Consider the following 26,220-nt stretch of genomic DNA (forward strand, 5'->3'; position numbering starts at 1 on the left):
CGGAGAGCCGAACAGGATCGGCGACGGACGCCGAGCGAGTCACGCGACCAGTGAGCGGATCGCGGTGGCCGCGGCACCGCGTGCCCAGTCCTCAAAGGTGTGGGGCCTTACGATCATGCGGCACCGCCCGGCCGTGCCGAACGCGTGCTCAGCGAACGCCGCGAGCAGACGCTCCTCGAACAGGTCGAAGTTGGAGACCGCTTCTCCACCGATGATGACGACTTCCGGACCAACAAGGTTGACGAGGCTGGCGATCGCCGTGCCGATCACGGTGGCAGCCTCGTTGAACGCGGCGGTGGCCGCCGGATCCCCGGCATGGGCGAGCGCGACGACATCCTCGACCGTGAGCGGGCGGCCGTGCGCGGCGGATACGGTCGCGACGATCGCGGCGGTTGCGGCCACCGCCTCGACACAGCCACGTCGTCCGCACGCGCAGATCTTGTCGGGAGAGGTCAAGGGCAGATGGCCGATCTCACCGGCGACTCCGTAGGCGCCCTCGACGACCTCTCCGTTCAGGTGCAGGCCGGAGCCGATGCCGCGTCCGATCGTGACCATGGCGAACGACGCGGTACCGAGTCCGACACCGAACCAGTGCTCGCCGATCGTGAGTGCGCGCACGTCGTTCTCGACTACCACGAGTTGCCCGAGGCGTGAGGCGAGTTCCGTCCCGAGGTGGACGTCGGTCCAGCCCATGTGGGTGGATTCGCGTACGACACCCGTGCTCGTGTCGACATCTCCAGAGACCGAGACACCGATGGAGGCCAGCCGGTTCCCGAGACCGTCGAGCTCATCCTCCAGCGAGCGAACCAGGTCGACGATCGCATCGATGACAGCGGCCGGCTCATTCGACGACAGCGACGGCTGCTGCGAGGCGATGACCCGGGTGGTGAGGTCGCAGGCGACACCGACCAGCTCGTCCGGGTTCACCTTGATGCCGATCGCGATGAGCGCATCAGGCACGACTGCGACGGGACTGGCCGGTCGCCCGGGCAGGCCATGGCGACGCGAGTCGAGCGTGTCATCGATCAGGCCCGCCGCAACGAGCGGAGTGACCGCTTTCGTCACGGCCGCCTGCGACAGACCCGTGAATCGCGCGACATCGGCGCGGCTGATGGGGCTGCGAGTCAGAATCGTGGCGAATACGCGCGTTGCGGCATCCGAAGAGGAGCGCAGTAGCGATACGCGCGAACTCGCCTCGTTGTTCATCATTGGCCCTTCTCTTCGACGTGGAGATGCTCGCCGCACAGCAGATGCGTCATTATGCCTGCCGCCGATGCGCTCCATGTCGGCGCCGGTGTTCTGGGTGAGTGTCATCAGCGCTTCCTGCTCACGGTAGTCAGGGTCGGGGCGGAAGCGCCGATGACGGCTCCATCCCGACCCCCAGGACTACTTCGCGAGAATGGCCTCCGACTTCTGCGCCATTTCCGGGAAGACGTCGTTGTCGCGCTCACCGGAGAAGTACGCCTCGAACAGCGGCTGGATCGTGTCCGTGATCTCCTGGCCGTTGGCCGTCGGCGGGGCGGGCCACAGCTCGCCGCTGTTCAGGGCGTCCACGAAGGAGGAGATGTCGAGGCCCTCCTTCTTCTGCGCATCCACCGTCACCTGCAGCGAGGCGCCGATCGAGGGCAGGAACGTGGCGTCCGCCCCGGCGACCGACTGGCAGGCCTCCGAGCCCATGTAGGTGACCCACTTCCACGTCTCGTCGACGTGCTTGGTGCCCACGAAGATGTTGTTGGCGTTGGAGTTGCTGATCACCGACCGGCCCTTCGGACCCTCTACGGTCGGTGCGACTCTGACGGTCACGCCCGGGATCTTCGTGATGGACGTGGCATCCCACGTGCCGCCCTGGACCATCGCGACCGAACCGGACCCCATCTGTTCCGCGCCGGACACCGTGAACTGGCCGAACTTGGGCATGAGCCCACGGTCACCGAGGCCGCGGATGTAGTCGAGCGTCTTGATGAAGTCGGGGTCGTCGTACGCGAGCTTCGTCGGCCACGCCGCCGTGTTCCCCAGGCGCCACCCGAGCGTCGAGACGAACGAATTCCACGACGTCTGGCCGTTGAAGTCGCCCGAGGCGAGGCTTGCGATGCCGTATGTGGCCACGTTGTTCTTGTCGAATCCGGCCTCGTCGCCGCGCTTGCCGTTCTCGTCGACCGTCAGGTGTGCGACGATCTTGTCGAACGTGCCGCCGTCGTCCGGGTTCCAGGTCATGGTCCGGATGTCGTCGTCGGTGAAGCCGGCCTCCTTGACCTTGTCCTCGTTGAAGTAGATGGCCGCACCCGCCCAGTCCAGCGGGATGCCGTACTGCTTGCCGTCCGTGTACTTCCACGAGTCGACGCCCACGTCGAAGATCGATAGGTCATAGTCGGTCTTCTTGATGAGGTCGTCCAGCGCCATGATCTGGCCCTGCCCGGCGTACGCTCCCAGGAGCGGCACGCTGTTCTGGAAGGCGTCGGGCGCGGCTCCGGACACGAAGCCCGCGGTGAGCTTCGTGAAGTAGTCGTCCACGGCGTACTGGGAGATCTTGACGGTGATGCCGGGGTTCTCCTTCTCGAACCCCGGCAGGCACTTTTTGTACGAGGCGGCCTGCCGCTCGTCCCACGTCCACCAGCTCACGGTCGTCCTGCCGGCCGAGTCGCCCTCGGACGTGCTGTTCGAGCAGGCGGTCAGTGCCGCGGCGGCGAAGCCTGCGACCACGACCGCGGCTGCGATTCGCTGTACTCTCATTGGTTCCTCACTCTGGGTTCCAGACGGTCCGGGGGTTGGGGCGGTGGGTGTAGTGGCCGCCGTGCGCTCGGCGGTGAAGACGAGGCCGTTCTCCTCGTCGGGCTCGCCGTCGGTCCCGTGGCCGTTGAAGGGCCACGACACGAGTTGCTTCGGCCCGGTGTACGTGTTGCAGGCCGACAGCACGGTCTCGGGCGGGGTGATGCGGTCGACGAGTCCGGTGCTGGACAGGGCCGGGGAGAGCGCGCGCCGTGCGTGGTCGCCGAGGTCGACGTACGGCAGCGTGTCGAGCGTGCGCCCGTGCCTCACGCGGCCGTATCGCGAAGTGCTCGGCGAGGAGGGAGCAGCGGATGCGGTCGCTCATCTGCGCGGCCTGGTCGAGCTCCGCGGGCCCGGGCGCCTGGACGAGGCCGGCGATCGCGATGCCGATGCCATCCCCTGGCTCGCGCCGACGACGCCGACGCGTCCGGGGGCGACGGGGTCCAGCGCGCGCAGCGCCTCGATCGCGCGCATGGCGTCGGTGTACACGCGCCTGTAGCAGTAGTCCGGCCGTGGTCGTGGCCGCAGAGCTGGACGACGCCCGGCGGCTCCCGCACGCGCCGCGGCATCCGCAGCCAGGCGCGGACGACATCGCCGCCTGAAGCCGCGGGACGACACGTCGAAGACGTCACGGGTGACCAGGGCCGTCGGGACAGGATCGATGGCCGCGTCGATCGGTTGCGGCGCGTCTCGGCCGGCGTCACCGACCAGAACGCGGCCGCAGGCTCGGTCCGCGTGCCCGCGTGGTCCGACACAGGCCGTCCCGCACACGTCTGGCCGCTCATCGCGCACCTGCCGCGAGCTCGGCCCCGGAGAGTGCGATCGCGCCGCGCGCGGGTAGATCGACCTCGAGTCGCCCTGCTCCGGCGTCGATCGTGACGCGCTGCGGCCGTGCGAGGCGGTTGCGCACCGTGGCGGCGACCAACCGGCCTCCGGCCCACTCGAGGTCGACCTCGAGGCCGCCGCGCGCCCGCAGCCGCTCGACGCGCCCTTCCGGCCACTGCGCGGGCAGGGCGGGCAGCATCCGGAGGACGCCGCCGTGGCTTTGCAGCAGCATCTCGGCGATCGCCGCCGTGAACCCGTAGTTCCCGTCGATCTGGAACGGCGGATGTGTGCTGAAGAGGTTCGGAAGGAGGCCGCCCCACTCCGACCCGTCGACCGGTGCGGGGCGCGCCGGATCGCGTTCGAACGGCGTGATCGCCTGTAGCAGCAGCATCCTTGCCGACTCCGCGTCGCGCAGACGCGCGCGCAGCGCGATCTTCCACGCCCATGACCAGCCCATCGCGCCGTCGCCACGCTCGTCGAGCAGCTGCCGGGCCGCCTCGGCGAGCTCGGGGGTGGTGTCGGGGCCGATGAGGTCGAGCGGATACAGCCCGACCAGCGGCGAGAGGTGACGGTGGTGCGGGTCGACGTCGGGCGCGTCCGCGGACCACTCGCGCAGCCGGCCGTCGGGGCGGATGCCCGGCTCGGGAAGCCGACCGAGGGCGGACGAGAGCTCGCGGTCGAGCTCGTCGTCGCCGGCGTCGTCCCGCGCGGCGATGACGCGCCGCGCCCGCTCGAAGAGGGAGCGGATGAGGGCGAGGTCCATGGTCGCCGACACTCCGAGCGCCGAAGGCTTGCCGTCGCGACCCACGAAGCTGTTCTCGGGTGACGTCGAGGGGATGGTGCGGAGGAGCCCTGTCACGGGGTTCTCCGCGAGCCAGTCCAGGCAGAAGAGCGCCGCGCCGCGCAGCAGCGGCCACACGCGGCGGAGCAGCTCATGGTCGCCGGCGAACTCCACCGCGTCCCAGAGGTCGTGCACGAGCCAGACCCCGCCGAGCATCCAGATCGCCCAGCTCGCCGCCCCCTGCCCCATGCCGACGGGCAGGCTCCAGCCCCACAGGTCGCTGTTGTGGTGCGCCACCCAGCCTCGGGCGCCGTACAGTCGCGCCGCCACGGGAGCGCCCGTCCGGGCGAGCCGCTCCACCATCGTCACGAGCGGCTCGAACGAGTCGTCGAGCCCCGTCACCGGCGCGGCCCAGTAGTTCATCTGGGTGTTGATGTTGATCGTGTAGTTCGACGACCACGGTGGACGCATCCGGTCGTTCCAGACGCCCTGGAGGTTCGCCGCCGGGTTGCCTGTGCGGGAGGACGCGCCCAGGAGGTAGCGGCCGTACTCGGCGGCGACCGACGCCCGCAACCCCTCGTCGTCGCCGCGCAGCACGTCGCGCGCGACATCCCAGGTGCCGGCTCGCCGGCCGCCGATCGCGAAGCGGGCGCCCGCAAGGTGGCGTCGCACGTCCTCGACGTGCTCGGCCCACAGCTCGGACGCGTCCCGCGCGGCCGCGGCCAGGGCGTGCGCGCGAGCCCGCTCCCGGATCTTCCCGCGGGAGGAGGCCCGCCACTCGTCGCCGTCGGGGTCGGCCCACCACAGCTCGGCCCGCGTCGACGTCGAGAGTGCGATCAGCAGCCGACTCGCGCCGCGCACGCGCAGGACGTCGCCGTCGCAAGCGGTCGTTCCGTCGGTCGCCGTCGCGATCGCGGCAACGGCGAAGTGGTCGAAGCCGTCGGCTCCGGGTTCGAGGTAGCGATGCGCCGGGACGACCTCGGGCTCGTGCAGCGGCGCGCCGTCCACGGGCGCGACGGCTTCCACGACGATCCCGTCCCGCGTGGTCTCGCTGCGCACCGTGCGCAGCGGCGTCGTGAGGCGCAGCGTCACGTCGAGCACCGGGGCGTCGGCGTCGTACGCGATCACGAGAGCCCGCGCGGGCGCCGACGCGTACGTGCGGCGGGTGACGGCGACGCCGTCGACCGTGAGCGACTCGGAGACCACGGCGTCGTCGAGGTCGAGGATGCGCGCGAAACCCACGCCGCGCTCCGCACGCGCGGTCGTGAGCTCGAGGTCGACGAACGGCAGGAACTCCTGCGAGTAGCGGCCCTCGAACGCCATGAGGAGCTGCTCCGCCTCGCGGAGCTCGCCCGCGTCGATCAGCGCCCGCACGCGGGCCAGGCGATCGGGACCCGCTCCCTGTGCGACGACGTCGTCGAGGGCGTCGGCGGGTCCGTCGGGTGAGCCCGACCACACGGTGGCGTCGTTGACCTGGACCCGCGCGCTCTCGTGGCCGCCGAACACCATCGCGCCGATGCGGCCGTTGCCCACGGGAACCGCCTCGTTCCAGTCGGCGGCGGCATCCGGCCACGCCAGCCGCAGCGCATCGTCCGTCATCATTTGATCCCGGAGAAGCCGATGGAGTTGACGATGCGGCGGCCGAAGATCATGAACAGGACGAGCATCGGCAGCGCCGCGACGAGGGTCGCCGCCATGAGGCCCGCCCAGTCGGGCTGCGCCTGTGGCGAGGACTGCTTGAACACCGCGAGCGCGAGGGTGAGCGGCTGCACCGACTCGTCGCTGGTGACCAGCAGCGGCCAGAAGTAGTCGTTCCACATGCTGATGAAGCCGAGGATCGACAGGGTGATGGTCGGGCCGCTCGTCATGGGGAGGGTGATGCGGAACAGCACGCGCAGCCGGCCGGCCCCGTCGAGCATCGCGGCCTCCTCGATCTCGGTGGGCAGGCCGAGCATGAACTGACGCAGGAAGAAGATGTTGAAGGCCGAGAACAGCGCGTACGGCAGGATCATCCCGGCGAATGTGTTGAGCAGGCCGAGCTCCTTCACGAGCACGAAGTTCGGGAGCAGCGTCAGGATGCCGGGCACCATGAGCGCGGTCAGGAACAGGCCGAACATGAACTCCCGGCCGCGCCACTGCAGGCGCGAGAACGCGTACGCGGCGATGAGCGAGAAGAACACGATGAGCGCGGTCGTGAGGGTCGCGTAGACGACCGAGTTGACCAGGTAGTGCCCGAGCTGGAGCGAAGCGCCCGACCCGCCCTCGGCAAGCGACTCCTCCGCGGAGGCGAGGCCGAGCACCCGCCGGAACGGCCCCCACGTGAAGCCCACAGGCAGCAGTGAGGACGGGTTCGCCAGCAACGCGTAGTTGTTGGACAGCGCTGTACGGAGGATCCAGTAGAACGGGAACACCGTCACGAACAGCACGCCGATGAGGTAGATCCAGGCGGTCGTGCGCCCGATGCTGAAGCGACGTCGAGTGCGGGCGGCCATCAGTTCGTCTCCGATTCGCTCGCGCGCAGGAGGCGCATCTGGAGGAAGGTGATCACGATGAGGATCGCGAACAGCGCGAGCGACATCGCCGACGCGTAGCCGAAGTCGAACTGCCCGAAGGCCTTGCTGTAGATGTACATCTGCAGCACGTTCGACGCGTTGGCGGGGCCTCCCTTCGTCGCGACCTGCACGATGTCGAACACCTGGAACGCGCCGATGACGTTCAGCACCAGCACCAGCGCCAGGATGGGCCGCAGAAGGGGCAAGGTCAGCCGGAAGAACATCTGCAGCTCGCTCGCGCCGTCGATGCGTCCCGCCTCGTAGATCGACGGCGGGATCGTCTGCAGCCCGGCGAAGATGATGATCGCCGTGTACCCCATCTGCTTCCAGACGCTGATGAGCGCGATGGACGGAATGGCCCATCCACGCGAGGTGAGGAACAGGACACCGTCGCCGCCGAGCCATTGGATGACGACGTTGACGATGCCCAACTGGGTGTCGAGCATCCACGACCAGATGGTCGCCGCGACGACCCCCGAGATGAGGAACGGCAGGATGACGAGCCCGCGCACGACCGTGGACGATGTGAGCCGGTGAAGCGCCGCGGCGGTGAGGACCGAGATCACCATGCACAGCGCCACCGACAGGACCACGAAGTACACGGTCACGCCCAGCGACGCCCAGAAGACGTCGTCCTGGAGCAGCTCGATGTAGTTGGCGAGCCCCACCCACACCGGCGGCGTGAGCACCTTGAAGTCGGTGAAGCTCAGGTAGACGCCGCGCAGCGTCGGATAGACCGCGAAGACGAGGAAGCCGATGAGCGCGGGCGCGATGAGGATCCATGCCAGGCGCGCGTCGCCGCGGTGAGCGGGCGAATTCGCGTTGGGGGGCCGGCGAGTGGCCTTGCGCCGGCGTGCCACGGCTTCGGACGCGCCGGGGACGGTTGCTTCGGTGAGCGCCATTGATCTTCCTGGTTCCGCGTTGCTCGGATGCGGCGCCGGTGTGGGCTTACCCAGCCGCGCTCCGCTTGCAGCGACAGCGTAAAGATGATTAATTAACGCTGTCAAGTAATTCCCCCTTGGAGGCTGTGACCGATGCAATCCGGCGACGATGCCGTACTCGTCCTGCGCGCCGCGGGCGTCTCGCTCGTGCTCCAGGTGGTCGAGCCGATCCCGAGGATCCTTCACTGGGGGGCCGATCTCGGCGACCTCGACGCCGCGGCCCGCTCGGCGCTGGCGCTCACCTCCGTGCCCGCGACGCTCAACAACGCGCCGGACGACGCTCGCGCGTTCTCGGTGCTGCCCACCGAGTTCGAGGCGTGGTCGGGCTCGCCCGCGATCGCGGGCAACGCGGCGGGACGCGCCACGACTCCGCGTCCCAGGCTGGAGTCGTACACGCCCGACATCCCCTCCGGGGCGCGCGGCGGATCCGTGGCGTTCGACTTCGCCGACGCCGTCACGGCGCTGCGCGTGCGGGTCGTCTACCGCCTGGATGCGCACGGCGTGCTGTCGGTGGATACGAGCCTCGTGCGCGACCGGGCGCTCGATCCTGAGATCGGCGGGCTCGCCTACACACTCGATGCCGTGACGGCGTTCGTGCCGCTGCCCGAGCGGGCGACCGAGCTGCTCGACTTCACGGGCAAGTGGTGCCGCGAGCGGTCGCCGCAGCGGTCGCCGATCGGCCTCGGCACGCACCTGCGGACGACGCGGCGTGGAAAGCCGGGCCACGACTCGCCGTTCCTCTTCCTCGCCGGGACCGACGACTTCGGCTTCGGCCGCGGCGAAGTGTGGGCGATGCACGTCGCATGGAGCGGCGACCAGCGTTATCTCGTCGAGCGGCTGCCGGAGGGAGCGGGCGCGTTCACCTCGGTCCTCGGAGGCGGCGAATCCTTGCGCTCCGGCGAGGTGATCCTCCGCGACGGCGACCGCTACGACGCGCCGACGGTCTTGTTCACCTGGTCGGATGCCGGGATCGACGGCGTCGCGGACCGCCTGCACCGCCGCCTGCGCGCGCGGCCGGGGCACCCGACGTCCCCGCGCCCCCTCATGCTCAACACCTGGGAGGCCGTCTACTTCGACCACGACTTCGACCGCCTCGCGCACCTCGTCGAGCTCGCGTCGGCGGTCGGGGTCGAGCGCATCGTGCTCGACGACGGATGGTTCCACCGGCGCCGTCACGACAGCGCCGGACTCGGTGACTGGGTCGTCGACGAGAGCGTGTGGCCCGAGGGGCTGGACCCGCTCGTCGACATCGTCCGGTCGCACGGCATGCAGTTCGGGTTGTGGGTGGAGCCGGAGATGATCAACCTCGACTCGGACCTGGCCCGCGAGCATCCGGACTGGGTGCTCGGGCCGGGAGCGGGCCTCGGCGGCACCGCGCGCAACCAGTACGTGCTCGACATCGCACGGCCAGAGGCGTACGACCATCTCCTCGCCCGCATCGACGACCTCGTGCGCCGGCACCGCATCGACTACCTCAAGTGGGATCACAATCGCGACCTCCTGGAGGCCGTGGCCCGCGGCACCGACGGCGACCGGCCGAGCGTGCGCCGCCAGACGCTCGCGCTCTACCGCATGCTCGACGAGCTGCGGGAGCGCAACCCCGGCCTCGAGATCGAGACGTGCTCCGGTGGAGGAGGCCGCATCGACCTCGGCATCCTGAATCGCACCGACCGGGTCTGGGCCTCCGACTGCAACGACCCCGTGGAGCGTGCCCAGATCGAGCGCTGGACGCGCGTGCTGTTGCCGCCCGAGCTCATCGGGTCGCATCTGGGGTCCGCCCGCTCGCACACGACGGCCCGGACGACCGGCCTGTCGTACCGGCTCGCCACGGCGCTGACCGCCCACGCGGGCATCGAACAGGACCTGACCGCGGTCGACGACGCCGAGCTCGCGACGATCACGCGCTGGGCGGAGCTCTACCGTCGGCTGCGCCCGCTCCTGCACAGCGGGAGGGTCGTGAACGCCGACCTCGCCGACGACGCGACGGCGCTGTACGGTTTCGTCGCCCAGGACGGCGCGCACGCACTGTTCACGTGGACGCGCTTCGCGACTTCCGCGGCGGGGCAGTCCGGCCGCGTGCGCTTCCCCGGTCTCGACGCCTCCGCGCGCTATCGCGTGCGGATCCTCGAGGCCCTGGGCGCCGCGAGCCGCCACGAGAGCAGTGATCCTGAGTGGGTCGAGCGCGCCACCGCCGGACCGATCGAGGTTCCCGGCGCCGTGCTGGCGCAGGCGGGCGTGCCTCTGCCGACCCTCAATCCGCAGCAGGCGATGCTCATCGAGATCGAGAGGACGTCATGACCGAATCCACCATCGTGTTCGCGGGCGACAGCGTCACCGACTGCGGTCGCCGAGAGGATCCGCGGCGGCTCGGGGACGGCTACGTCAGACTCCTCGCCGACGCGCACCCCGGCGCCCGGATCCTCAACCGGGGCGTGAGCGGCGACCGTGTTCGCGATCTGCGGGCACGGTGGCCGCGAGACGTGCTCGACGAACGGCCGGCGCTCGTGAGCATCCTCATCGGCGTGAACGACACGTGGCGTCGTTACGACAGCGACGACCCCACCGCGGTCGAAGCGTTCGAGAGCGACTATCGGGCGATCGTCGAGCCCCTCGCGGCGAGCGGGACGCGCCTCGTGTTCGTCGAACCGTTCCTCTTGCCGGTGAACGAGTACCAGTCGCGCTGGCGCGAGGATCTCGATCCCAAGATCGATGCCGTGCACCGGCTTGCGGCGGAGTTCGGCGGCACGCTCGTGGCCGCCGACGCGGGATTGCGTGCTCGCGGCTCGGCGGCCGATCTCGCCCCCGACGGCGTGCACCCGAACATCGCGGGGCATCTCGAACTGGCACGTCTGTGGGACAAGTCAGCGGGGGGCATGCTCGCCGATCTCGTGTGACGAGCGCGCGGCGTCCCGAGCGTCTGGGAGTCCGTTGTGAGAGGTCTCGGAGCTTGCGCGGGCCTATGGCCCGCATTTAGTTAACGAAGTTAAGTAATTTTCGCGCCAAGGCGACGAATCGGCGCGGATGACGTTCAGAGCGTCGCTTCCACGGAAGCGCGGTCCCCGCCGCCGGGGCGCGGCGAAGTCGGGATGAGAGGAAGTAATGGCGAAGGACAGGTTGAAGCGGTCGATCGCGGTCCTCACCGCGTTAGTCGCGCTGATGCTCAGCACCGCCCCGGCACGGGCGGCGACGCCCCCGCCCACGCCGTCGGCGAGCGAATCGACGCCGGCACCGTCGGTGGGTGGCGTTCCCGGTACATCTCCGACGGCCGCATCGACGGCCGAGACGCCGGCGGCCACGACCACCGACGACTCAGGAGTGCGCTCATACGCGCTGAAGCCCTTCATGGGCTGGAGCAGCTACAGCATGCAGGTCTACACCGACAACGGGAAGTGGATAACGGCGCAGCAGATCGTGGCGCAGTCCGACGCCATGCACGCGAAGCTTCAGCCCTACGGCTACGACCGGATCAACGTCGACGCGGGTTGGAACAGCGGCGTGGACGACTACGGACGCCCCGTCCCCGACGCGCAGCTGTACCCGCAGGGCCTGAAGAACGTCATCGACCACGTGCACCGCAACGGGCAGAAGTTCGGCCTCTACTTCATCCCCGGCATCTCAGCGGAGGTGTACGAGGCGGCGAAGCCCATCTACGGCGCCTCCGGCTGCACGACGCACGACATCGTCCGTCAGCCGCTCCAGCAGGCCGACTACTGGAAAATCGGGTACCGGATCGACTTCGGCAACCCTTGCGCCCAGAAGTACATCGACTCGATCGTCGACCTGATCGCCTCATGGGGCGTCGACTTCGTCAAGTTCGACAGCGTCACCCCCGGATCGGGCGTGAGCGACCTCTCACTCGACGCGCGCGACGACGTCGCGGCCTGGTCGCAGGCGCTCGCCCGTCACAAGATCTGGTTCGAGCTGTCCTGGGCCGTCGACATCAACTACGCCGACTACTGGAAGAAGTACGCGGACGGATGGCGCGTCGACTGGGACGTCGAGTGTTACTGCGCCGGCGAGGCCCTCACCACGTGGGACAACGTCGCGCGGCTGTTCCCCCGCCTCGGTGACTGGTGGCGCAACGCCGGCCCCGGAGGCTGGAACGACCTCGACTCGCTCAACGTCGGGAACGGCACGATGGACGGTCTCACGCGGGATGAGCGCCGTACTGCGACCACCCTCTGGGCGATCTCGGCCGCGCCGATGTACATCGGAAACGACATGACGAAGCTCGACTCGTTCGGGCTGTCGCTGCTGACCAACCGCGAGGTGATCGCGGTCGACCAGGCCGGAATCCCCGCGCGGCCCGTGTCGCTCTCCGGCAAGCAGCAGGTGTGGTACGCGCTCAACGCTGACGGAACCTACACCGTGGCCCTGTTCAACCTGGGCCGGACGGAGTCCGACGTCACCGTGCGGTGGTCGGACATCGGTCTCGACGGGACCGCGAGCGTACGCGACCTGTGGGCCGGAAAGAACCTCGGACGCTTCGACACTCGGTTCGTCGCGGAGGATGTCCCGATCCACGGTGTCCGCCTCCTGAAGGTGACTCCCGAGCGCAAGGCGCAGGTGTCGGTCAACGACGACTCACTGCGGATGTCGTACGACGGCGAGTGGACGCGCAACGGCGGTACCGAGGTCGCACCGACCGACCAGGATCTCACGGTGTCGGTCACCGAGCAGCCCGGTCAGACGCCGAACCCGCCGACCACAGGTCGCACGGTGACGCTGAACGACAATGATCCCGGCATCGTCTACACCGGCTCATGGGGCTACAGCAGCGGGCGTGGGCTGGGCGACCACAACGACGACGTCCACTACGCCGAGGTCGACGGGACATCGTTCCAATACACCTTCCAGGGCACCGGGATCGACTACGTCACCGAGACGCACGAGTCGCAGGGGCTGGCGGACATTTACCTCGACGACGCGTTCGTGAAGACAGTGGACACGTCGCTCCCGGCCGGCGCCGAACGAGGCGTCCAGCAGGTCGTCTACAGCGTGACCGGTCTTCCGAGCGGAAGCCACACGCTGCGGGTCGTGAAGAAGTCCGGTGCGTTCATGCTGCTTGACAAGCTCGTGGTGACCCTCGACAGCCTGCTGAGCACTGGCTCGGCGGCCTTCAACAGGGCCGAGCCGGCCGACATTTCGCTACGGATCCTGCGCGATCCCGGCGAGCTCCTGTCGATCGGCCACGCGGGCGAAGATCTGCGGACGGGCACGGACTACACCGTCTCAGGCGACACGGTCACGATCCGCCAGGAGTTCCTTGCGACCCTGCCCGTCGGCGACGCCGCACTGACGTTCCGATTCGCGGGCGACCACCGCGGCGACATCCACGCCACCACGCAGGACGGCGCATCCGTCTCCTTCGCCTTCACCGGCAGCGGCGTGGCATGGATCAGCGCCAAGGGACCCGATCAAGGCGAGGTCGATGTGTACGTCGACGGCAAGATGGCGAAGCGCGTCGACACGCACAGCGCCAGCCGGGTCAGCGGTCAGAAGCTGTTCTCGGCCGACGGTCTCCGCGATGGCGAGCACACTCTGAAGCTCGTCAAGGTATCGGGTGACCTCATGCGGAACGACGTCGTTCAGTACACCGTCACGCCGGCGGAGCGGGGCGCGTCCGCCGCTCCGCCGGCGTGACGGCCGCATGCTGGTGAACCGCCCCGGCGAAAGAGATCGGCTCGCTGCTGGACGGTCGGCGTAAGTCGATGGTGCCGATGGCCGAGCGGCTGGGGGTGGCCCACCACCCCTGGGGCTACGGGCAGGTACGGCGTCGTTGGGCGGTGTGGGCGGTGTGGGCGGTCGGCCTTGTCGGGCCAGATGCATGGGTGCTGGCCGACACCGGGCACCTCAAGGAGGGGACGCCTCTCCAGGGGTGGCCCGGCAGTACACCGGTACGGCGGGCAAGGTCGCCGACCGTCAGCTCGCCGTCAGCGTGCACGCGGTGACCGATACCTCCTCGGCCTCGCTGAACCGGCGGATGTCCCCACCCGAAGAACTTAGAGGATCTTGAAAAATTCACTTAGCAGTAGTCGGCGATTACTTGCTCACGAAAGTCGTCCTCCGAGACCAACTCTCCTTCGGTATTGCGCACCTGGGTGGTATCTCCGGAGTATTCCGGAGCGTCGCTCAACAGGAAGCCCCGACCGGCGTAAGTGCCGCTCGACAGGGGTGCCGTAACGCTGAGGTGGGATGGAACTGGAAATTTTAAGGCGACTTGTTCCTGTGCGAATGCTTTCGCTTGACCTGAAATGATGGTTCCCTTCCGGGCCTCTGGCTGGATCGGTTGCGACACCTTCCAGACCCAGCGCGCCGTCTGGTGCTCCTGCGCTTCCACAGCGGACAAAGACTCTCCATCGCACAGGGGAATAATGAGTTTGAGTTGCCCCTCGGCCGTTTGGCTGATCCCTATGGGCCTGGGGTGTGGCTGGCCCAATGGCAAATCACATGCTGCCACCAGCATCACCAACGTCGAGAAGCAAGCTGTGCATCGCCATCGAAGCTTCCATGGGGAATCAAACCAGTGCCCCTCGACAGAAGTACGTCTCACCCTTTACCTCGGCTGCAGTCGGTGGTGAACGTCGCCACCAGGTCGCCGTGTACGTCGGACAGCACCGCGACCGCGGGGTTGGCGCTTTCCTTCAGGCCGAGCAGGCGGTAGCCGAAGGCGTTCCTGCCATGGCTACCGGAAGTGCCGGTCGCCGGTTCGGCCGCTGTCTCATCATGATCCATGAAGGATCGTTGGGAAGGTCGCATGTCCTCACAACGATGTGAGAGATGCATCTGGGCCGCGCCTGCACACGCTTCGATCATGTGGCCTTCCTGTAGATGACCGCCCGCTTTGTGCTGCCAGCCGCTCGTTGCCGAGCACGCTGGCGCACGTATCCCAGCCCAACTCTTGGTGCTACAGCAGGGCGGCGACGAGTTCGGCGAATTCTTCCGGGGTGGCGATGCGTACGCCGAGGCTTTCGGCCTTGGCTCGTTTGGAGCCGGCCTTCTCGCCTGCCACCAGCAGTGAGGTCTTGGCCGAGACGCTGGAGGAGGCCTTGCCGCCGGCGCGTTCGATGAGTTCGTTGACCTCGTTGCGGCTCAGGGCCGCGAGGGGGCCGGTCATCGTGCCGGTTACCACCACCGACATCGCCGACAGAGGCAGTTCGACCGCTGTCTCCGCCGTCTCCGCAGGCTGTTCGGCGGATGGGGGTGTGGCGCCGGGCTCGACCATGTTGACCCCGGCGCGGACGAGTTTGTCGATCAGCGGGGCGAGCTCGGCCAGCTCGGCCACCACGACCGGCGCCTTCTCCGGGCCGATGCCGTCGACCTGCTGGATCGCCTCGGCCTCGGCCGCGCGGATGGCGTCCATCGTGGCGAAGTGGCGGGCGATGCGGCGGCTCATCGAGCGGCCGGTGCCGCGGACGCCGAGCGCCGCGAACACCCTGCTCAGCGGCCGGGAGCGGGCCTGGTCGAGAGCGGCGAGCAGGTTGTCGGCGCTCGTCTCGCCCATGCGCTCCAGGTCGAGCAGCTGCTCGCGGGTCAGGAAGAAAAGGTCGGCGAAGTCGGCGATCAGCCCGGCGTCGAGCAGCTGCTTGATGCGGTTTTCCGCCAGCCCTTCGATGTCGAGCTGGTCGCGGCCGGCGGCGTAGACGATGGAGGCGATCGCGCGGCAGTCGCGGCCGCGCACGCAGCGCCAGCGCTCCTGCGAGGCGTCGATGTCGCCCCCGCAGCTCGGGCAGACCTGCGGGATCGGGATCGGCTTCTCGTCGCCCGTGCGCAGGTGGACCACGGGAGCCTCGACCCTCGGGATCACGTCGCCCGCCTTGTAGACGGTCACGCTGTCACCCAGCATCAGGCCGCGCCGGGTGATGTCGGCGACGTTGTGGAGCGTGGCGTACGTGACGACGCTGCCGTCGAGCTCGACCGGCTCCAGGACCGCGCGCGGGGCGATGACGCCGGTGCGGCCGGTGTTCCACTCCACGGCGAGCAGCTTGGTGATCTTTTCCGTGGCGGGCAGTTTGTAGGCCACCGCCCAGCGCGGCGCCCGCGAGCTGAACCCCGCCTCCGCCTGGTCGGCGGCCGAGTCACATTTGATCACGATGCCGTCGATGCCGAACGGCAGCTCCGCCCGCGCCGCCGCGATCTCGCCGACGCGCTCCTGCACGCGCTCCGGCGTCTCGGCGACGATGCCGGCCACCGGCGTCGCGGCGGTGGTCTGCACGCCCTGCCCGGCCACCCACTCCATGATCTGGCTGTGCGGCAGCTCGCGCAGCAGCACGGCGAGCTCGGAGTCGTCGCCGGGCGGCGGCAGCACGCCGTAGCCGAAGAACGTCAGCTCGCAGACGTACGGACGGTCCTGGGCGCGCAGCGTGCCGGCGGCGGCGCTGCGCGGGTTGGCGAACGTGGTGCCGTCGTGCGCCCGCCGCTTGGCGCAGGCCTCCTCGAACTGCGCCGCGGTCATCATGACCTCGCCGCGCAGCTCCACCGTGACCGGATCGGCCAGCCGGTCGGGCAGGCCGACGACGGTGCCGATGGCGTGGGAGACGTCCTCGCCCGCGGTGCCGTCGCCGCGCGTGACGAGCTGGGCCAGCCGGCCGTGGCGGTAGCGGGCCGAGATCGCCAGCCCGTCGAGCTTGGGCTCCACGCTCCACGCCGTGACCGGCCGGCCGAGGCGGCGCTCCAGCCCGGCCGCCCAGTCGGCCAGCTGCTCGGCGCCGAACACGTTGTCGAGGCTCAGCATCGGCACGGTGTGCGGCACGTCGCCGACCACGGCGCCGCCGGCCACCTTGCCCGTCGGCGAGGACGGCAGCACCGACTCGGGATGGCTCTCCTCGTACGCCTGGATGCCCCGGACCAGCCGGTCGTAGGCGTCGTCGTCGAGCGTGGAGGTGCCGTCGGCGTAGTAGGCGGCGGCGGAGTCCACCGCGAGCTGGACGGCTTCGGCGTAGGCCGTGTCGTCGGCCAGGACGGTGAAGGGCGGCGTCTCGGTCATGCCCCGATCATGCCTGCCGCCACCGACAGTTCCGGGCCCAGGGACCGGGTGCCGCACCCCCCGGCCGCTGTCCGGATCCGGACAGCGCGACGCCAACCATTGGCACGCTCCATACGTCTCACAAGTCGCCCTGAGTCTCCGTGAGCCACCCGCCCCAGCCGCAGGATCCCTGCGGCTCGCAGCCCCCCGGCCAGCCCTACGCGCCCGTGCCGTCCGGGCCCCAGTACGGTCCGGTGCAGTACCAGCAGGTCAAGGAGCGCGGCTTCAACCCGGTCACGTTCGGCGTCCATCTGTGCCTGTGGATCTCCGTGCACTCGTGGCTGACGCTGTTCACGCTCGGGCTCTGGCTGCTGGTCGCCATCACGGTGACGTTCTTCGGCTGGCGCGTCGAGCGGACGGTCCCAATGCAGCAGCACGGGCACCAGTCACCTCCCGGCTACTGACAACCTCCAAGTAAAATTTGAGGTTTCCTGTACGCCTAGGTATAAAGGTAGTAGCGACGACGTCAGGTCAACCAGACGGGTGGCTCGGAGGTGATGACGATGCTGCTGACGTCGATCGATCCCTTCCTCCAGGAGGTCGACCGGCCGGCTCCGCCGGCCATGCCGATGGACGGCGTCCGCCGCCACGACGACGTGCTGCTGCGCTTCGACGTGCCGGGCGTCGATCCCGGCTCGATCGAGGTGACCGTCGACCGGGGCGTGCTCTCGGTGAGCGCCACCCGGCAGGAGCCCGTCGGAGACGACGAGCGGATGTTCGTCCGGGAACGGCCGATGGGCGGCTTCACCCGGCGCGTCTACCTGTCCGAGCAGCTCGACCCCGAGAACATCGAGGCCGCCTACCACGACGGCGTGCTCACCGTGCGCATCCCGACGTTCGGGACGACCCGGCCGCGCAAGGTACGGGTTCACACCCGCGACCAGGCCGAGGCCGTCACCGGATGACACCGGCGGGCCGGCCCCTGCGCGGGCCGGCCCGCCGCACCCGGAACGCGTGAGCAGAGTGGAGGTCACCACGATGGACACCGCCGCCACAGAGCTGCCGCCCGCTCCACGACCGGCCGTGGACGCGCGTCCCGGCCGCCGGGTGCGGCGATCCGGGAGGTGAGGGCGATGCGCGACCCGTACGAGGTGCTGGGGGTGTCACGTGACGCCGGGCGGGACGAGATCCAGCGGGCCTACCGCAGGCTGGCGCGCGCCTACCATCCGGACGTCAACAAGAGCCCGGAGGCAGAGGAGAGGTTCAAGGACGTCGCCGAGGCGTACGCGATCCTGAGCGATCCGGAGCGGCGCCGCCGCCACGACGCCTTCAGCCGGCCGGACGACCTCTGGGCGCACGCGGGCGCCGCGGCGCGTACGGCGGGCTGGACCGCCGGGCCGTGGGACGGCGGGCGGCGCGCGGGCTTCGAGACCCGCTTCCGCGACGACGTCCTCGACGGCCTGTCCGGCGGCTTCTTCGGCGGCGGGCGGACGGGCTGGGGTCCCGTCGCCGGCGCGGACCAGGAGGCCGTGCTGGAGGTGACCGTCGAGGAGGCGTACCACGGCACGCGCCGCACGATCACCTTCGACCGGGGGCCGGGCATCCGGCTGACCGTCCCGGCGGGCGTGACGGAAGGACAGCGGATCCGCCTGGCCGGTCAAGGCGGCCGCGGCTCCGGCGGCGGCCGTCACGGCGACCTGTACCTGGTGGTGCGCATCGCGCCGCATCCCCGCTACCGGGTCGAGGGACGAGACGTCCACACCGAGCTGCGCCTGGCGCCGTGGGAGGCGGCCCTGGGCACGTCCGCGCCGGTGGACACCCCCGGCGGCGAGGCCAGGGTCAGGGTGCCGCCCGGCACCTCCAGCGGCCGGCGGCTGCGCCTGCGCGGACGTGGCCTGCCCGACCCCCACGGCGTGGCCGGCGACCTGTACGCGGAGGTGCGGATCGTGGTGCCGCGCACACTCTCGAAACGCGAGCGGAAGTTGTACGAGCAGCTGGCCGCCGCGTCCGCGCATGACCCGAGAAGCCTGTGACGCTTGAGGCCACGGTGCGGGAGCCGAGTGGCCGAGGCGACCGGCGCCACGCCCACGACGGCGGTGAGACACCTGGTCCACCCTGTCGGAGGCCGTCTCCGGACGGGAGCTCGACCAGGTCCTCACCACGCCGAACCGGCGCGGGCGGTGTCCGGGCCCTCACCCGGATCCGGCGGTCCTGGCCGCCCGCCCCCGCAGGAACGCCCTGGCCGCCATCACGACGCAGGCCGTACCGAGCAGCAGACCCCACAGGACGTCGCTGAGGAAGTGCATGCCCCGGTACACGCGCGCGAACGCGACCGCCGGCGGGACGGCGGCGGCGAGCGCCCAGATCACCACCCGGAGCGCCGGGGATCGCACGCGCGCGGTCAGGACGAGCGCCACGCCGCAGTAGAACGCGACGGCGGCGCTGACGTGTCCCGACGGGAAGCTGGAGGTGGGCGGGGCCTCGTCGAGGTGCGGGACCGGCGGCCGGCGTCGCCCGACCGCCCCCGTGGTGGCCAGGAACACCAGCGACTGGCTCCAGACCGCCGCGATCAGGAAGATCGACTCGCGCCACCGCCGATGCACGAACCGGAAGACGACCGCAGCGAGCGCGGTGAGCGCCACGATGTACGGGGTGTCCGACAGGCTGCTGGGGACGTCGGTCAGGTCGTTCCACAACGGGGTGCGGCCGGCCGCCAGGGCCCGGTTCAGCTCGGCCTCGCCGGCCAGGCGGGCGAAGATCGCCTCGCCGAGGCCGTACGTGAGCCCGGCCATCAGCAACATCGGGCATAACAACGTCAGCGCGTAGTACTTCACATGATCAGGTCCGGTCACGCACGGCCTCCACCGACTCGGGCTCCACTCCTTCGGCCAGCGGGGCGGCGGGTCTGCGCCCCTGCTCGCGCCGCCACGTCTCGAACGCCGCCGTTGTCGCGGCGACCACGGCCACCCCCAGCACGACGCCGGCGACCGCGTCACTCACCCAGTGCACCCCCAGCGCGACCCGCGTGTACGCCACCGACAGCGCCAGAAACCACGCGACGCACCAGGCCACCCGCCGCCACCAGCGGGGCAGCGCGGGCAGCAGGAGCAGGACGATCACGCCCGCGCCGATCGTCGCGTTGACCGCGTGGCCCGACGGGAAGGAGTCGCCGGGCGCGAGCGCGACGGGGTCGGGCAGGTGCGGCCTGGCCCGGGCGACGACGATCTTCAGTACGAGGGCGAGCAACCCGCCCACGGTGATCGTCGTGACCGCCCAGGCGGCCAGCCGCGCGGCGCCCTTGTTCAGCAGCCAGACGGCGTACGCGACGACCGCGATGCGCCACGGCCACGGCCCGAACAGGTCCGTCCACACGATGAGCACCCGGGTCACACCGGGGTTCTCCAGCGCGTACGCGTGCAGGTCCGCGGCGACGCGCAGGTCGAGGTCGTTGACCGGCATCCGGGCGACGACCAGCAGCAGCCCGAACGGGATCATGACGAGCGCCACCGCGACGCTCGCCATCGCCAGCCTCAGCCCGAGCCGCCCTTCCTCGCTCCGCATTCCGCCACGGCTTCCCCGGCGCGCGGAAAGGATTCCTGCCGATCGGCCCGGCGCAGCGTCCGCCGCGATGAGCAGGACGACCGGTCCTCAGGGTTACGTGTCGCTTCGGGAGCCGGTGAAGTAGGCGGCGCTCTCCGCGTCCGCCGGGTAGTACGACTCGATCGAGATCTCGTCCAGGGTGATGTCCATGGGGGTGCCGAACGTGGTGGTGGTCGAGAACAGCCGCACTTCTCGTCCGCCGAACCGGAAGATCATCGGGGTCGCCACCTCTGACGCGATCGGGTGGATCAGCTCCTCGGCGTCGGGCGCCAGCAACTCCTCGCAGATCGCGGTGAGCTCGGGGTCGGGGGCCGTGGCAAGCTGCCGCGTGATCCGAAGGCGCAGCAGCGAACGCACCTCCGTCAGATTGACGATGTGGGGAGCCAGCCCGCGTGGGTCCAGTCCGAGCCGCACCATGTTGATCGGCGGCCGCAGCAGGTCGGCGGCGATGCCGGTGAGGAACGGGCCGAGGGCGCGATTGCTCATCACGATGTTCCACCGGCGATCGATGACCAGCGCCGGGTACGGCTCGTGTGCGCGCAGCACCCTGGCGATCGCGTCCCAGGCTCCCGACAGCGCCTCCGCGTCGAGCGGGCGCTCGGCATAGCGGGGAGCGAACCCGGCGGCGAGCAGCAGCCGGTTGCGCTCACGCAACGGCACGTCGAGTTGAGCGGCGAGCCGGAGGATCATGTCGGCACTCGGGTGGGACTTGCCGGTCTCCACCAGGCTGACGTGACGGGCCGAGACGTCGGCGGCGATCGCGAGATCGAGCTGGCTGAGCCGCCGGCGATGCCGCCACTGCCGCAACAGTTCCCCGACCGAGTGCATGGCCGCCGATGCTACTCCTCCAGGAGCCGGACGCCATGAAATGCCACTTCATCGACAACCCTCACGAACGGCAGGAACACTGCTGACCTGTGACCGCTTACAACATGACCACAGACAACAAGAACATCGTCCAGGGAGCGCTGACGGCGTTGGTCGCGACCGGCGACGTCGACGCGCTCGCGTCACTGCTGAGCGACGACTTCGTCCATCACCGGCCGGACGCGACCTCGAAGACCAAGGCGGAATGGCTCGCCGCCGTAGGCGCCGCGCTCGTCCCGCTCGGCGGCATGCAGGTCGAGATCCAGCACGTGCTGGCCGACGGCGATCACGTCGTGATGCACTCGAAACGCCGGCTGCCCGGCGCCGGGCCGGAGATCGCGGTCGTCGACATCTGGCGGCTCGACGAGGGGCTGATCGCCGAGGCATGGGAGATCATCGAGCCGGTGACCCAGGCGGCCGCCAACCTGACGTGGTGGGAATCCGCTGATCACTGACCCGGCCACGAACCCGGGGCCGTCGACCGTGGACATCGAGGATGCCCCACCGCCCGGCCCGGCGGCCGGGCGAACACCGCCATCATGCCGCGACTTCGAGAAATCGGCGGTAGGACTTTGCCGGAGCCGCTGTTGGTTCCCGAGCGCCGGCTGCGATGGATCGGGTCGGTCCGTAGGCCGCTCGGGATGAGGGCGAGGTAGCGCCGCCACGGCGCACGAAATAACCGTCAAAGGCATCGCCGCCGAGCCGGCCGTCGACCGGTCAGTGGCGTCGCGGATGGTCGGTCGAATGCGCTACCTCGTCACCCGTCCTCACCCAGCGATGCCGCCGCCTCCTCGACCGGTTCACCGGGTGGTGACCTCCCGGAGGTGCTGGGTGGCGTACGAGCCCCACGGGCTCCACCGCCCCGGACGGGCGCCCAGCCGGTGCAGGGCGCGTCGTACGGCGAGGTCGGGGATGAAGACGTCGGGGTCGCCGAAGGCGCGCATGAGCACGAGGGCCGCCGCACGCGACCCCAACCCCGGCAGGCCGAGCAGACCCTCGCGGACCTCGCGGGGATCAGCCCCGGCGTCGAGCACGACCTCGCCCTTCTCGAGCGCCTCGACAAGGGCGAGGAACGTGCGAGCACGCTCCGCCGCCCCCGCTCCGCGACCCTCCGCACACCGCGGGCCGGAGCCGCGAGCCGCCTGCGGGACCGGGATCAAGGATGCCGTGGTCGCCGGGTCCTGGGTCCTCCGCGCGTCCCAGGAGGCCGCGGCCGCCGGATCGGGATCGTGAGGTGCCTGCGGGCCCCATGACGTCGGCGCTGTCGGGCCGGGGCCAGGGGCCGTCCGCGGGAGGGAAGAAGCCGGTGCCGTGTGAGGCGCCTGCGGGATCCGAGAGTCCGGGTTGGGGGCGCAGGGCGGCTGCCGGGCCCAGCAGGCCAGCGCGGGCAGGTCGGGGAACGTGTGCGTCACCTGTCCCACCGGGATGACCAGTGGGCGGCCGTGGGCCGCGACCAGGTCAGAGAGGCGGGCGCGGGCACGTTCGGCGGGGACGCGGCGGGACAACACGGTGCGGACGGCCAGTTCGGCGGGATCGGGGTGGCCGGGGACGCGCAGGCCCGGGCGGGCGGCGACGAGCGGTCCGAGCACCGGGTCCGCGCCGAGGAAGGCGTCGATGGCCCGCTGGTCGGCGTCAAGGTCGAGCAGCCTGCGGCAGCGCCGCACGGCCGCCGTCAGATCGCGCACGTCCTCCAGCCGGATCTCGCAGGCCACGTACGGCGCGGACGGGACGTGCCGCAACGCGACCACGCCCGTGCCGTGCGGCAGCCGCAACGACCTGCGGTACGTGCCCTCGGTGTACTCCTCGATCCCGGGCACCGCGTCGCGGCCGAGGCGGCGCAGCAGCGCGGGCACGTCCATCGGCGGCCGGTACGGCAGCCGCAGCGCGATCACGCCCGGCGCGTGCGGCAGATGATCGGGCCGGCCGGACTGTCGCAGCCGGGTGGGCGTGGTGGCGTAGATCTGCCGGATGGTGTCGTTGAACTGCCGGATGCTGGCGAACCCGGCGGCGAAGGCGACGTCGCTGACCGGCAAATCGGTGCACCCCAGCAGCGTGCGGGCCGTCTGCGCCCGCTGGGCCCGGGCCAGCGCCTGCGGTCCCGCCCCGACCTCGGCCGTCAGCAGGCGGTGCAGGTGCCGTTCGCTGTAGCCGAGCCGCGCGGCCAGGCCCGCCACGCCCTCCCTGTCGACGAGCCCGTCGGCGATCAGCCGCATCGCGCGGGCGACGAGGTCCCCGCGGGCGTTCCACTCGGGTGAGCCGGGAGCGGCGTCAGGACGGCACCTCTTGCACGCCCGGAAGCCGTTGACCTGGGCCGCCGCCGCAGTGGGGAACAAGCGCACGTTCCGCCGGTGGGGCATGACGGCCGGGCAGCTCGGGCGGCAGTAGATGCCCGTGGTGGTCACCGCGACGTAGAACCACCCGTCGAAGCGGGGGTCGCGGCTGCGCATCGCCGCGTAGACGGCCTCCTCGTCAACCATCCCTGCCAGCATGCCAGCCGCTCACCGCGGGAGACCGGCGGGCATCGGACATCGACGCCTCGATACCTGGGAACACCGGACCGTTCGCCTGCCAGGGCGTCGGCGGCTCGACGGGCCGTTGTCGGGTCGCTCGTTTCGCCAGGTGTCGGAGGTCGGTGGCTTGACGGCCGATGGCCGCCAGCGTTGGGCGGGGCGTCCCCGTCAGGCTGGCGCGCATGCCTGTTGTCGATGATCTTTCGCGCGGCCGGTCGGGCGTCTACCGGCGTACGCTCGCCGGCCGCGACTTCCGCCTGTTGTGGATCGGCTCGTCACTGTCGCTGGTCGGCGACGGGATGACGTTCGTGGCTTTGACCTGGATCATGCTGTCCCAGCCGGGCGGGACCCGGCAGTTGGGGCTGCTGACCGTCTGTTACACGCTGCCGGTCTTCGTCGGCGGGTTGCTCGCGGGGCCGGTCCTGGACCGGTTCGACAAGCGGCACGTGCTGGCCGCCGACAGCGTGGTGCGCGGGCTGGCCATGGCGTCCGTGCCGGTCGCCGCGTGGCTCGGGGAGGTGCCCGCGGCGCTGCCGTTCGTCGTCGCGGCGGTGTACGGGCTGTTCAAGATGGTGCCGCTGGCCGGGTTTCCCGCGGCGATCCCTGACCTGGTCGCGCCCGAGCACCGGGACGCGGCCAACGCGCTGGAGTCGTTGAGCTTCAGCGTGGCCGGGATGATCGGTCCCGCTCTGGGCGGTCTGCTGATCGGCGTGGCCGGGGGTGAGGTCGTGCTCGCGTTCGACGCGCTGACGTACGCGGTGCTCGCCGTCACGGCCCTGTGCGTCCGCCGCCCCCTGAAGCCGGACGCCTCCACCGTCGGCCGCCCCCTCAAGACAGAAGCCGCCGCGCGCCGGTTCATGGGGACGTGCGGCGGTGTGCGCGTGTTGCTACGGGATCCGGTGCTGGCGGCCACCACGGCGGCGTTCATGGCGTTCAACGTCGCCATGGGCATGCTGCTCGTCGCCGGGCCCTGGCTGGCCAAGAATCAGTTGTCCGGCGGCCCGAGCGCCCTCGGCCTGGTGCTGGCCGCGATGGCGGCCGGTGAGCTGGCCGGAGCGGCCGCCGCCGGAGCCCGGCAGCCGCGGGGCCGCCCGGTCGTCGCCATCGCCGTGGTGCAACTCGTCGCCGCGACCGGTTTCCTGGCGGTGGCGCTCGCGCCGCACGCCCCTGCCGTCGCCGCCGGTTACCTGGTGATCGGGCTGTTCAGCGCCCCGATGACCGTCTGGGCGCAGTCGTTGCGCATGGCGCGCATTCCCGCGCCGCTGCGCGGCCGGGGCTTCGCGATCCTCCGCACGCTCATGCAGGCCACCCCGCCCCTCGGCGCCGCCTGCGTCACCCCGCTGATCGATTCGGGACGGCTCCTCCCGGCCGCCCTGGCCATGGCGCTCACCGCGGCGCTGCCCGCCGTCGCGTTGCTCGCGTTCGCCCTGCGGGCGAGCCGATGCTGATCGCGAGCAAACGCCGGCGCGTACGTCCTGCGGGTGAGCGGGCGACGTTCACCCGCCGGCGCGAACCAGGGCCCGTCGGCGGGCGAACACCCGGGCCGTCACCGCTGCCACCGCCAGGGCCATGAGCCTGCCCGGCAGGGCGGAATAGTACGGCGTGCTCTGACTGGTGTGGTCGTAGTGCCGGGGGCCGACGGCCGCGTACACCGACCAGATCAGCAGCGGGCCCGACACACCCGCGGCGATCCCCGCGTCCCGGCTGCCCGTCCGCCGGGCCGCCAAGGCCGCGACCACCGCCACACGGCGACGGGCATGACCAGCGTCAGCAACGGCCACGACGGCTCGGCGTCGGCCGCGTCCAGCACCTCCTGGGCCGTACGGATCAGGACGAACCCGGCGAGCCCCATCCCTGCCTCTGCGTGCCGGAGTGCGACGACCCGGGCGCCGCGCCGATGCCGCCGCCGGCCAGCGACGCCACCAGCGCCACGGCCGCCGGTTCGCCCGTCGCCTGGAGTGCCTGCTCATACTGCACCGCGCCTGCCGTCACCGCGCACCCGAGCCAGGCGGCGAGCGGCACCGCGAGGAACCCGGCCCGCCCGCCGGGCAGCCGGCGCGACGATCACGGCCACGATGACGACTCGCTTGTTCCGCATCCGCCCACGAAATCATGAAATGTACGGCTCGGCAGGGAAGTGCGGCACCTGCGGCGTATGCGCTGGAGGAGTGTCGACCCGCGGGAAATGCGGCCTGGCAGGGAAAGCCGAGCCCCCGCCGCAGACGGCTTGGTGGAGAGCATCGGAGGCGCCGGGGTGCACCGTGATCGGATGTCCACTGGTGCGGACGTGCCCAGGGCCGCCTCCCACGGTGCCGAGAGCAGCTCGGTCCCGCGGCGTGGACGGTTGGGTGCGGAGGGGCGAACCGCGGCGTGGCGGGGAAGTGGTGAGCCGGGGCGGTCAGGGGGTGTGGAG

24 protein-coding genes and 1 pseudogene are annotated in these 26,220 nt (G+C 70.5%); 9 read left to right on the forward strand and 16 right to left on the reverse strand.

Features of this window, described 5'->3' with window-relative positions; genetic code table 11:
* Positions 1 to 39: 39 nt before the first annotated feature.
* From C1J01_RS15875 to C1J01_RS15900, 6 genes are all read right to left on the reverse strand, one after another.
* Positions 40 to 1,209 carry an ROK family transcriptional regulator gene (locus C1J01_RS15875; protein WP_220039934.1) on the reverse strand — a complete coding sequence of 390 codons (1,170 nt, stop codon included), beginning with the start codon at positions 1,207 to 1,209 and terminating at the stop codon, positions 40 to 42.
* A 177-nt stretch (positions 1,210 to 1,386) separates the two neighbouring features.
* Complete coding sequence (locus tag C1J01_RS15880) at positions 1,387 to 3,036, reverse strand: ABC transporter substrate-binding protein (RefSeq protein ID WP_111179737.1); 1,650 nt, start codon at positions 3,034 to 3,036, stop codon at positions 1,387 to 1,389.
* A gap of 51 nt (positions 3,037 to 3,087) precedes the next feature.
* The gene (locus tag C1J01_RS54110; RefSeq protein ID WP_146615604.1) at positions 3,088 to 3,240 is read right to left on the reverse strand and encodes a hypothetical protein; all 153 of its coding nucleotides are present in this window, start codon (positions 3,238 to 3,240) and stop codon (positions 3,088 to 3,090) included.
* 307 nt (positions 3,241 to 3,547) lie between these two features.
* On the reverse strand, positions 3,548 to 5,974 hold the full coding sequence (locus C1J01_RS15890; protein ID WP_111179739.1) for a glycoside hydrolase family 95 protein: 2,427 nt from the start codon (positions 5,972 to 5,974) through the stop codon (positions 3,548 to 3,550).
* On the reverse strand, positions 5,971 to 6,864 hold the full coding sequence (locus C1J01_RS15895; RefSeq protein ID WP_111179740.1) for a carbohydrate ABC transporter permease: 894 nt from the start codon (positions 6,862 to 6,864) through the stop codon (positions 5,971 to 5,973). The genes C1J01_RS15890 and C1J01_RS15895 overlap by 4 nt, the downstream gene beginning before the upstream one ends.
* Positions 6,864 to 7,826, reverse strand: a complete 963-nt coding sequence (locus C1J01_RS15900) for a carbohydrate ABC transporter permease (protein ID WP_111179741.1) — start codon at positions 7,824 to 7,826, stop codon at positions 6,864 to 6,866. Before C1J01_RS15900 ends, C1J01_RS15895 begins: the two co-directional genes overlap by 1 nt.
* A gap of 132 nt (positions 7,827 to 7,958) precedes the next feature.
* Between C1J01_RS15900 and C1J01_RS15905 the strand changes: the two genes are divergently transcribed.
* Both C1J01_RS15905 and C1J01_RS15910 read left to right on the forward strand, forming a co-directional pair.
* On the forward strand, positions 7,959 to 10,163 hold the full coding sequence (locus C1J01_RS15905) for an alpha-galactosidase (protein WP_111179742.1): 2,205 nt from the start codon (positions 7,959 to 7,961) through the stop codon (positions 10,161 to 10,163).
* Positions 10,160 to 10,759, forward strand: coding sequence for an SGNH/GDSL hydrolase family protein (locus C1J01_RS15910; protein WP_111179743.1), 600 nt, complete (start codon positions 10,160 to 10,162; stop codon positions 10,757 to 10,759). Before C1J01_RS15905 ends, C1J01_RS15910 begins: the two co-directional genes overlap by 4 nt.
* Positions 10,760 to 10,822: 63 nt before the next feature.
* Here the strand turns inward: C1J01_RS15910 and C1J01_RS51235 are convergent, their stop codons facing one another.
* Positions 10,823 to 11,209, reverse strand: coding sequence for a hypothetical protein (locus tag C1J01_RS51235; RefSeq protein WP_146615605.1), 387 nt, complete (start codon positions 11,207 to 11,209; stop codon positions 10,823 to 10,825).
* Between C1J01_RS51235 and C1J01_RS15915 the strand changes: the two genes are divergently transcribed.
* Positions 11,208 to 13,508: a X2-like carbohydrate binding domain-containing protein gene (locus C1J01_RS15915; protein ID WP_220039935.1), complete on the forward strand. Its 2,301-nt coding sequence runs from the start codon at positions 11,208 to 11,210 to the stop codon at positions 13,506 to 13,508. The genes C1J01_RS51235 and C1J01_RS15915 overlap by 2 nt on opposite strands.
* A gap of 38 nt (positions 13,509 to 13,546) precedes the next feature.
* A pseudogene (locus tag C1J01_RS54115) lies at positions 13,547 to 13,863 on the forward strand (transposase); the annotation flags it as partial.
* A gap of 27 nt (positions 13,864 to 13,890) precedes the next feature.
* On the opposite strand, the gene C1J01_RS49125 reads toward C1J01_RS54115, so the two are convergent.
* The 3 genes from C1J01_RS49125 to ligA all read right to left on the reverse strand — a co-directional run bounded on the left by C1J01_RS49125 (position 13,891) and on the right by ligA (position 16,851).
* On the reverse strand, positions 13,891 to 14,214 hold the full coding sequence (locus C1J01_RS49125) for a hypothetical protein (RefSeq protein WP_181448767.1): 324 nt from the start codon (positions 14,212 to 14,214) through the stop codon (positions 13,891 to 13,893).
* A gap of 200 nt (positions 14,215 to 14,414) precedes the next feature.
* Positions 14,415 to 14,600, reverse strand: a complete 186-nt coding sequence (locus tag C1J01_RS15925) for a hypothetical protein (protein ID WP_111179745.1) — start codon at positions 14,598 to 14,600, stop codon at positions 14,415 to 14,417.
* Between the two features lie 172 nt (positions 14,601 to 14,772).
* Entirely contained in the window at positions 14,773 to 16,851 is a 2,079-nt protein-coding gene (gene ligA / locus C1J01_RS15930) for an NAD-dependent DNA ligase LigA (RefSeq protein ID WP_111179746.1), read from the reverse strand.
* Between the two features lie 140 nt (positions 16,852 to 16,991).
* Between ligA and C1J01_RS15935 the strand changes: the two genes are divergently transcribed.
* The 3 genes from C1J01_RS15935 (at position 16,992) to C1J01_RS15945 (ending at position 18,863) form a co-directional block, all read left to right on the forward strand.
* Positions 16,992 to 17,294 (forward strand): hypothetical protein, encoded by a 303-nt coding sequence (locus C1J01_RS15935; protein WP_111179747.1) that lies wholly within the window; start codon positions 16,992 to 16,994, stop codon positions 17,292 to 17,294.
* A gap of 99 nt (positions 17,295 to 17,393) precedes the next feature.
* Positions 17,394 to 17,795: an Hsp20/alpha crystallin family protein gene (locus C1J01_RS15940; RefSeq protein ID WP_111179760.1), complete on the forward strand. Its 402-nt coding sequence runs from the start codon at positions 17,394 to 17,396 to the stop codon at positions 17,793 to 17,795.
* A 168-nt stretch (positions 17,796 to 17,963) separates the two neighbouring features.
* Complete coding sequence (locus C1J01_RS15945; RefSeq protein WP_111179748.1) at positions 17,964 to 18,863, forward strand: DnaJ C-terminal domain-containing protein; 900 nt, start codon at positions 17,964 to 17,966, stop codon at positions 18,861 to 18,863.
* A gap of 159 nt (positions 18,864 to 19,022) precedes the next feature.
* On the opposite strand, the gene C1J01_RS15950 is transcribed toward C1J01_RS15945, so the two are convergent.
* The 3 genes from C1J01_RS15950 to C1J01_RS15960 form a co-directional block, all read right to left on the reverse strand.
* Positions 19,023 to 19,682, reverse strand: coding sequence for a phosphatase PAP2 family protein (locus C1J01_RS15950; protein WP_146615607.1), 660 nt, complete (start codon positions 19,680 to 19,682; stop codon positions 19,023 to 19,025).
* Positions 19,669 to 20,391, reverse strand: a complete 723-nt coding sequence (locus C1J01_RS15955; RefSeq protein WP_111179750.1) for a phosphatase PAP2 family protein — start codon at positions 20,389 to 20,391, stop codon at positions 19,669 to 19,671. The genes C1J01_RS15950 and C1J01_RS15955 overlap by 14 nt, the downstream gene beginning before the upstream one ends.
* Before the next feature lie 93 nt (positions 20,392 to 20,484).
* Complete coding sequence (locus C1J01_RS15960; RefSeq protein ID WP_111179751.1) at positions 20,485 to 21,258, reverse strand: helix-turn-helix domain-containing protein; 774 nt, start codon at positions 21,256 to 21,258, stop codon at positions 20,485 to 20,487.
* Positions 21,259 to 21,362: 104 nt separating this feature from the next.
* Here C1J01_RS15960 and C1J01_RS15965 point away from each other — a divergent pair, with 104 nt between their 5' ends.
* A complete protein-coding gene (locus C1J01_RS15965; protein WP_111179761.1) occupies positions 21,363 to 21,752 on the forward strand; it encodes a nuclear transport factor 2 family protein in 390 nt (129 codons plus the stop codon).
* 345 nt (positions 21,753 to 22,097) lie between these two features.
* Here the strand turns inward: C1J01_RS15965 and C1J01_RS52130 are convergent, their stop codons facing one another.
* Positions 22,098 to 23,774, reverse strand: coding sequence for a DNA-3-methyladenine glycosylase 2 family protein (locus tag C1J01_RS52130; RefSeq protein ID WP_235854462.1), 1,677 nt, complete (start codon positions 23,772 to 23,774; stop codon positions 22,098 to 22,100).
* A 215-nt stretch (positions 23,775 to 23,989) separates the two neighbouring features.
* On the opposite strand from C1J01_RS52130, the gene C1J01_RS15975 reads away from it, so the two are divergent.
* Positions 23,990 to 25,255: an MFS transporter gene (locus C1J01_RS15975; protein ID WP_181448768.1), complete on the forward strand. Its 1,266-nt coding sequence runs from the start codon at positions 23,990 to 23,992 to the stop codon at positions 25,253 to 25,255.
* 48 nt (positions 25,256 to 25,303) lie between these two features.
* Here C1J01_RS15975 and C1J01_RS15980 read toward each other — a convergent pair whose 3' ends face one another.
* Positions 25,304 to 25,552, reverse strand: coding sequence for a hypothetical protein (locus C1J01_RS15980; RefSeq protein WP_111179753.1), 249 nt, complete (start codon positions 25,550 to 25,552; stop codon positions 25,304 to 25,306).
* 82 nt (positions 25,553 to 25,634) lie between these two features.
* A complete protein-coding gene (locus tag C1J01_RS49845; RefSeq protein WP_181448769.1) occupies positions 25,635 to 25,784 on the reverse strand; it encodes a hypothetical protein in 150 nt (49 codons plus the stop codon).
* Between the last annotated feature and the right edge of the window lie 436 nt (positions 25,785 to 26,220).

Source organism: Nonomuraea aridisoli (genome assembly GCF_003236395.1).
Classification (GTDB): Bacteria; Actinomycetota; Actinomycetes; order Streptosporangiales; family Streptosporangiaceae; genus Nonomuraea; species Nonomuraea aridisoli.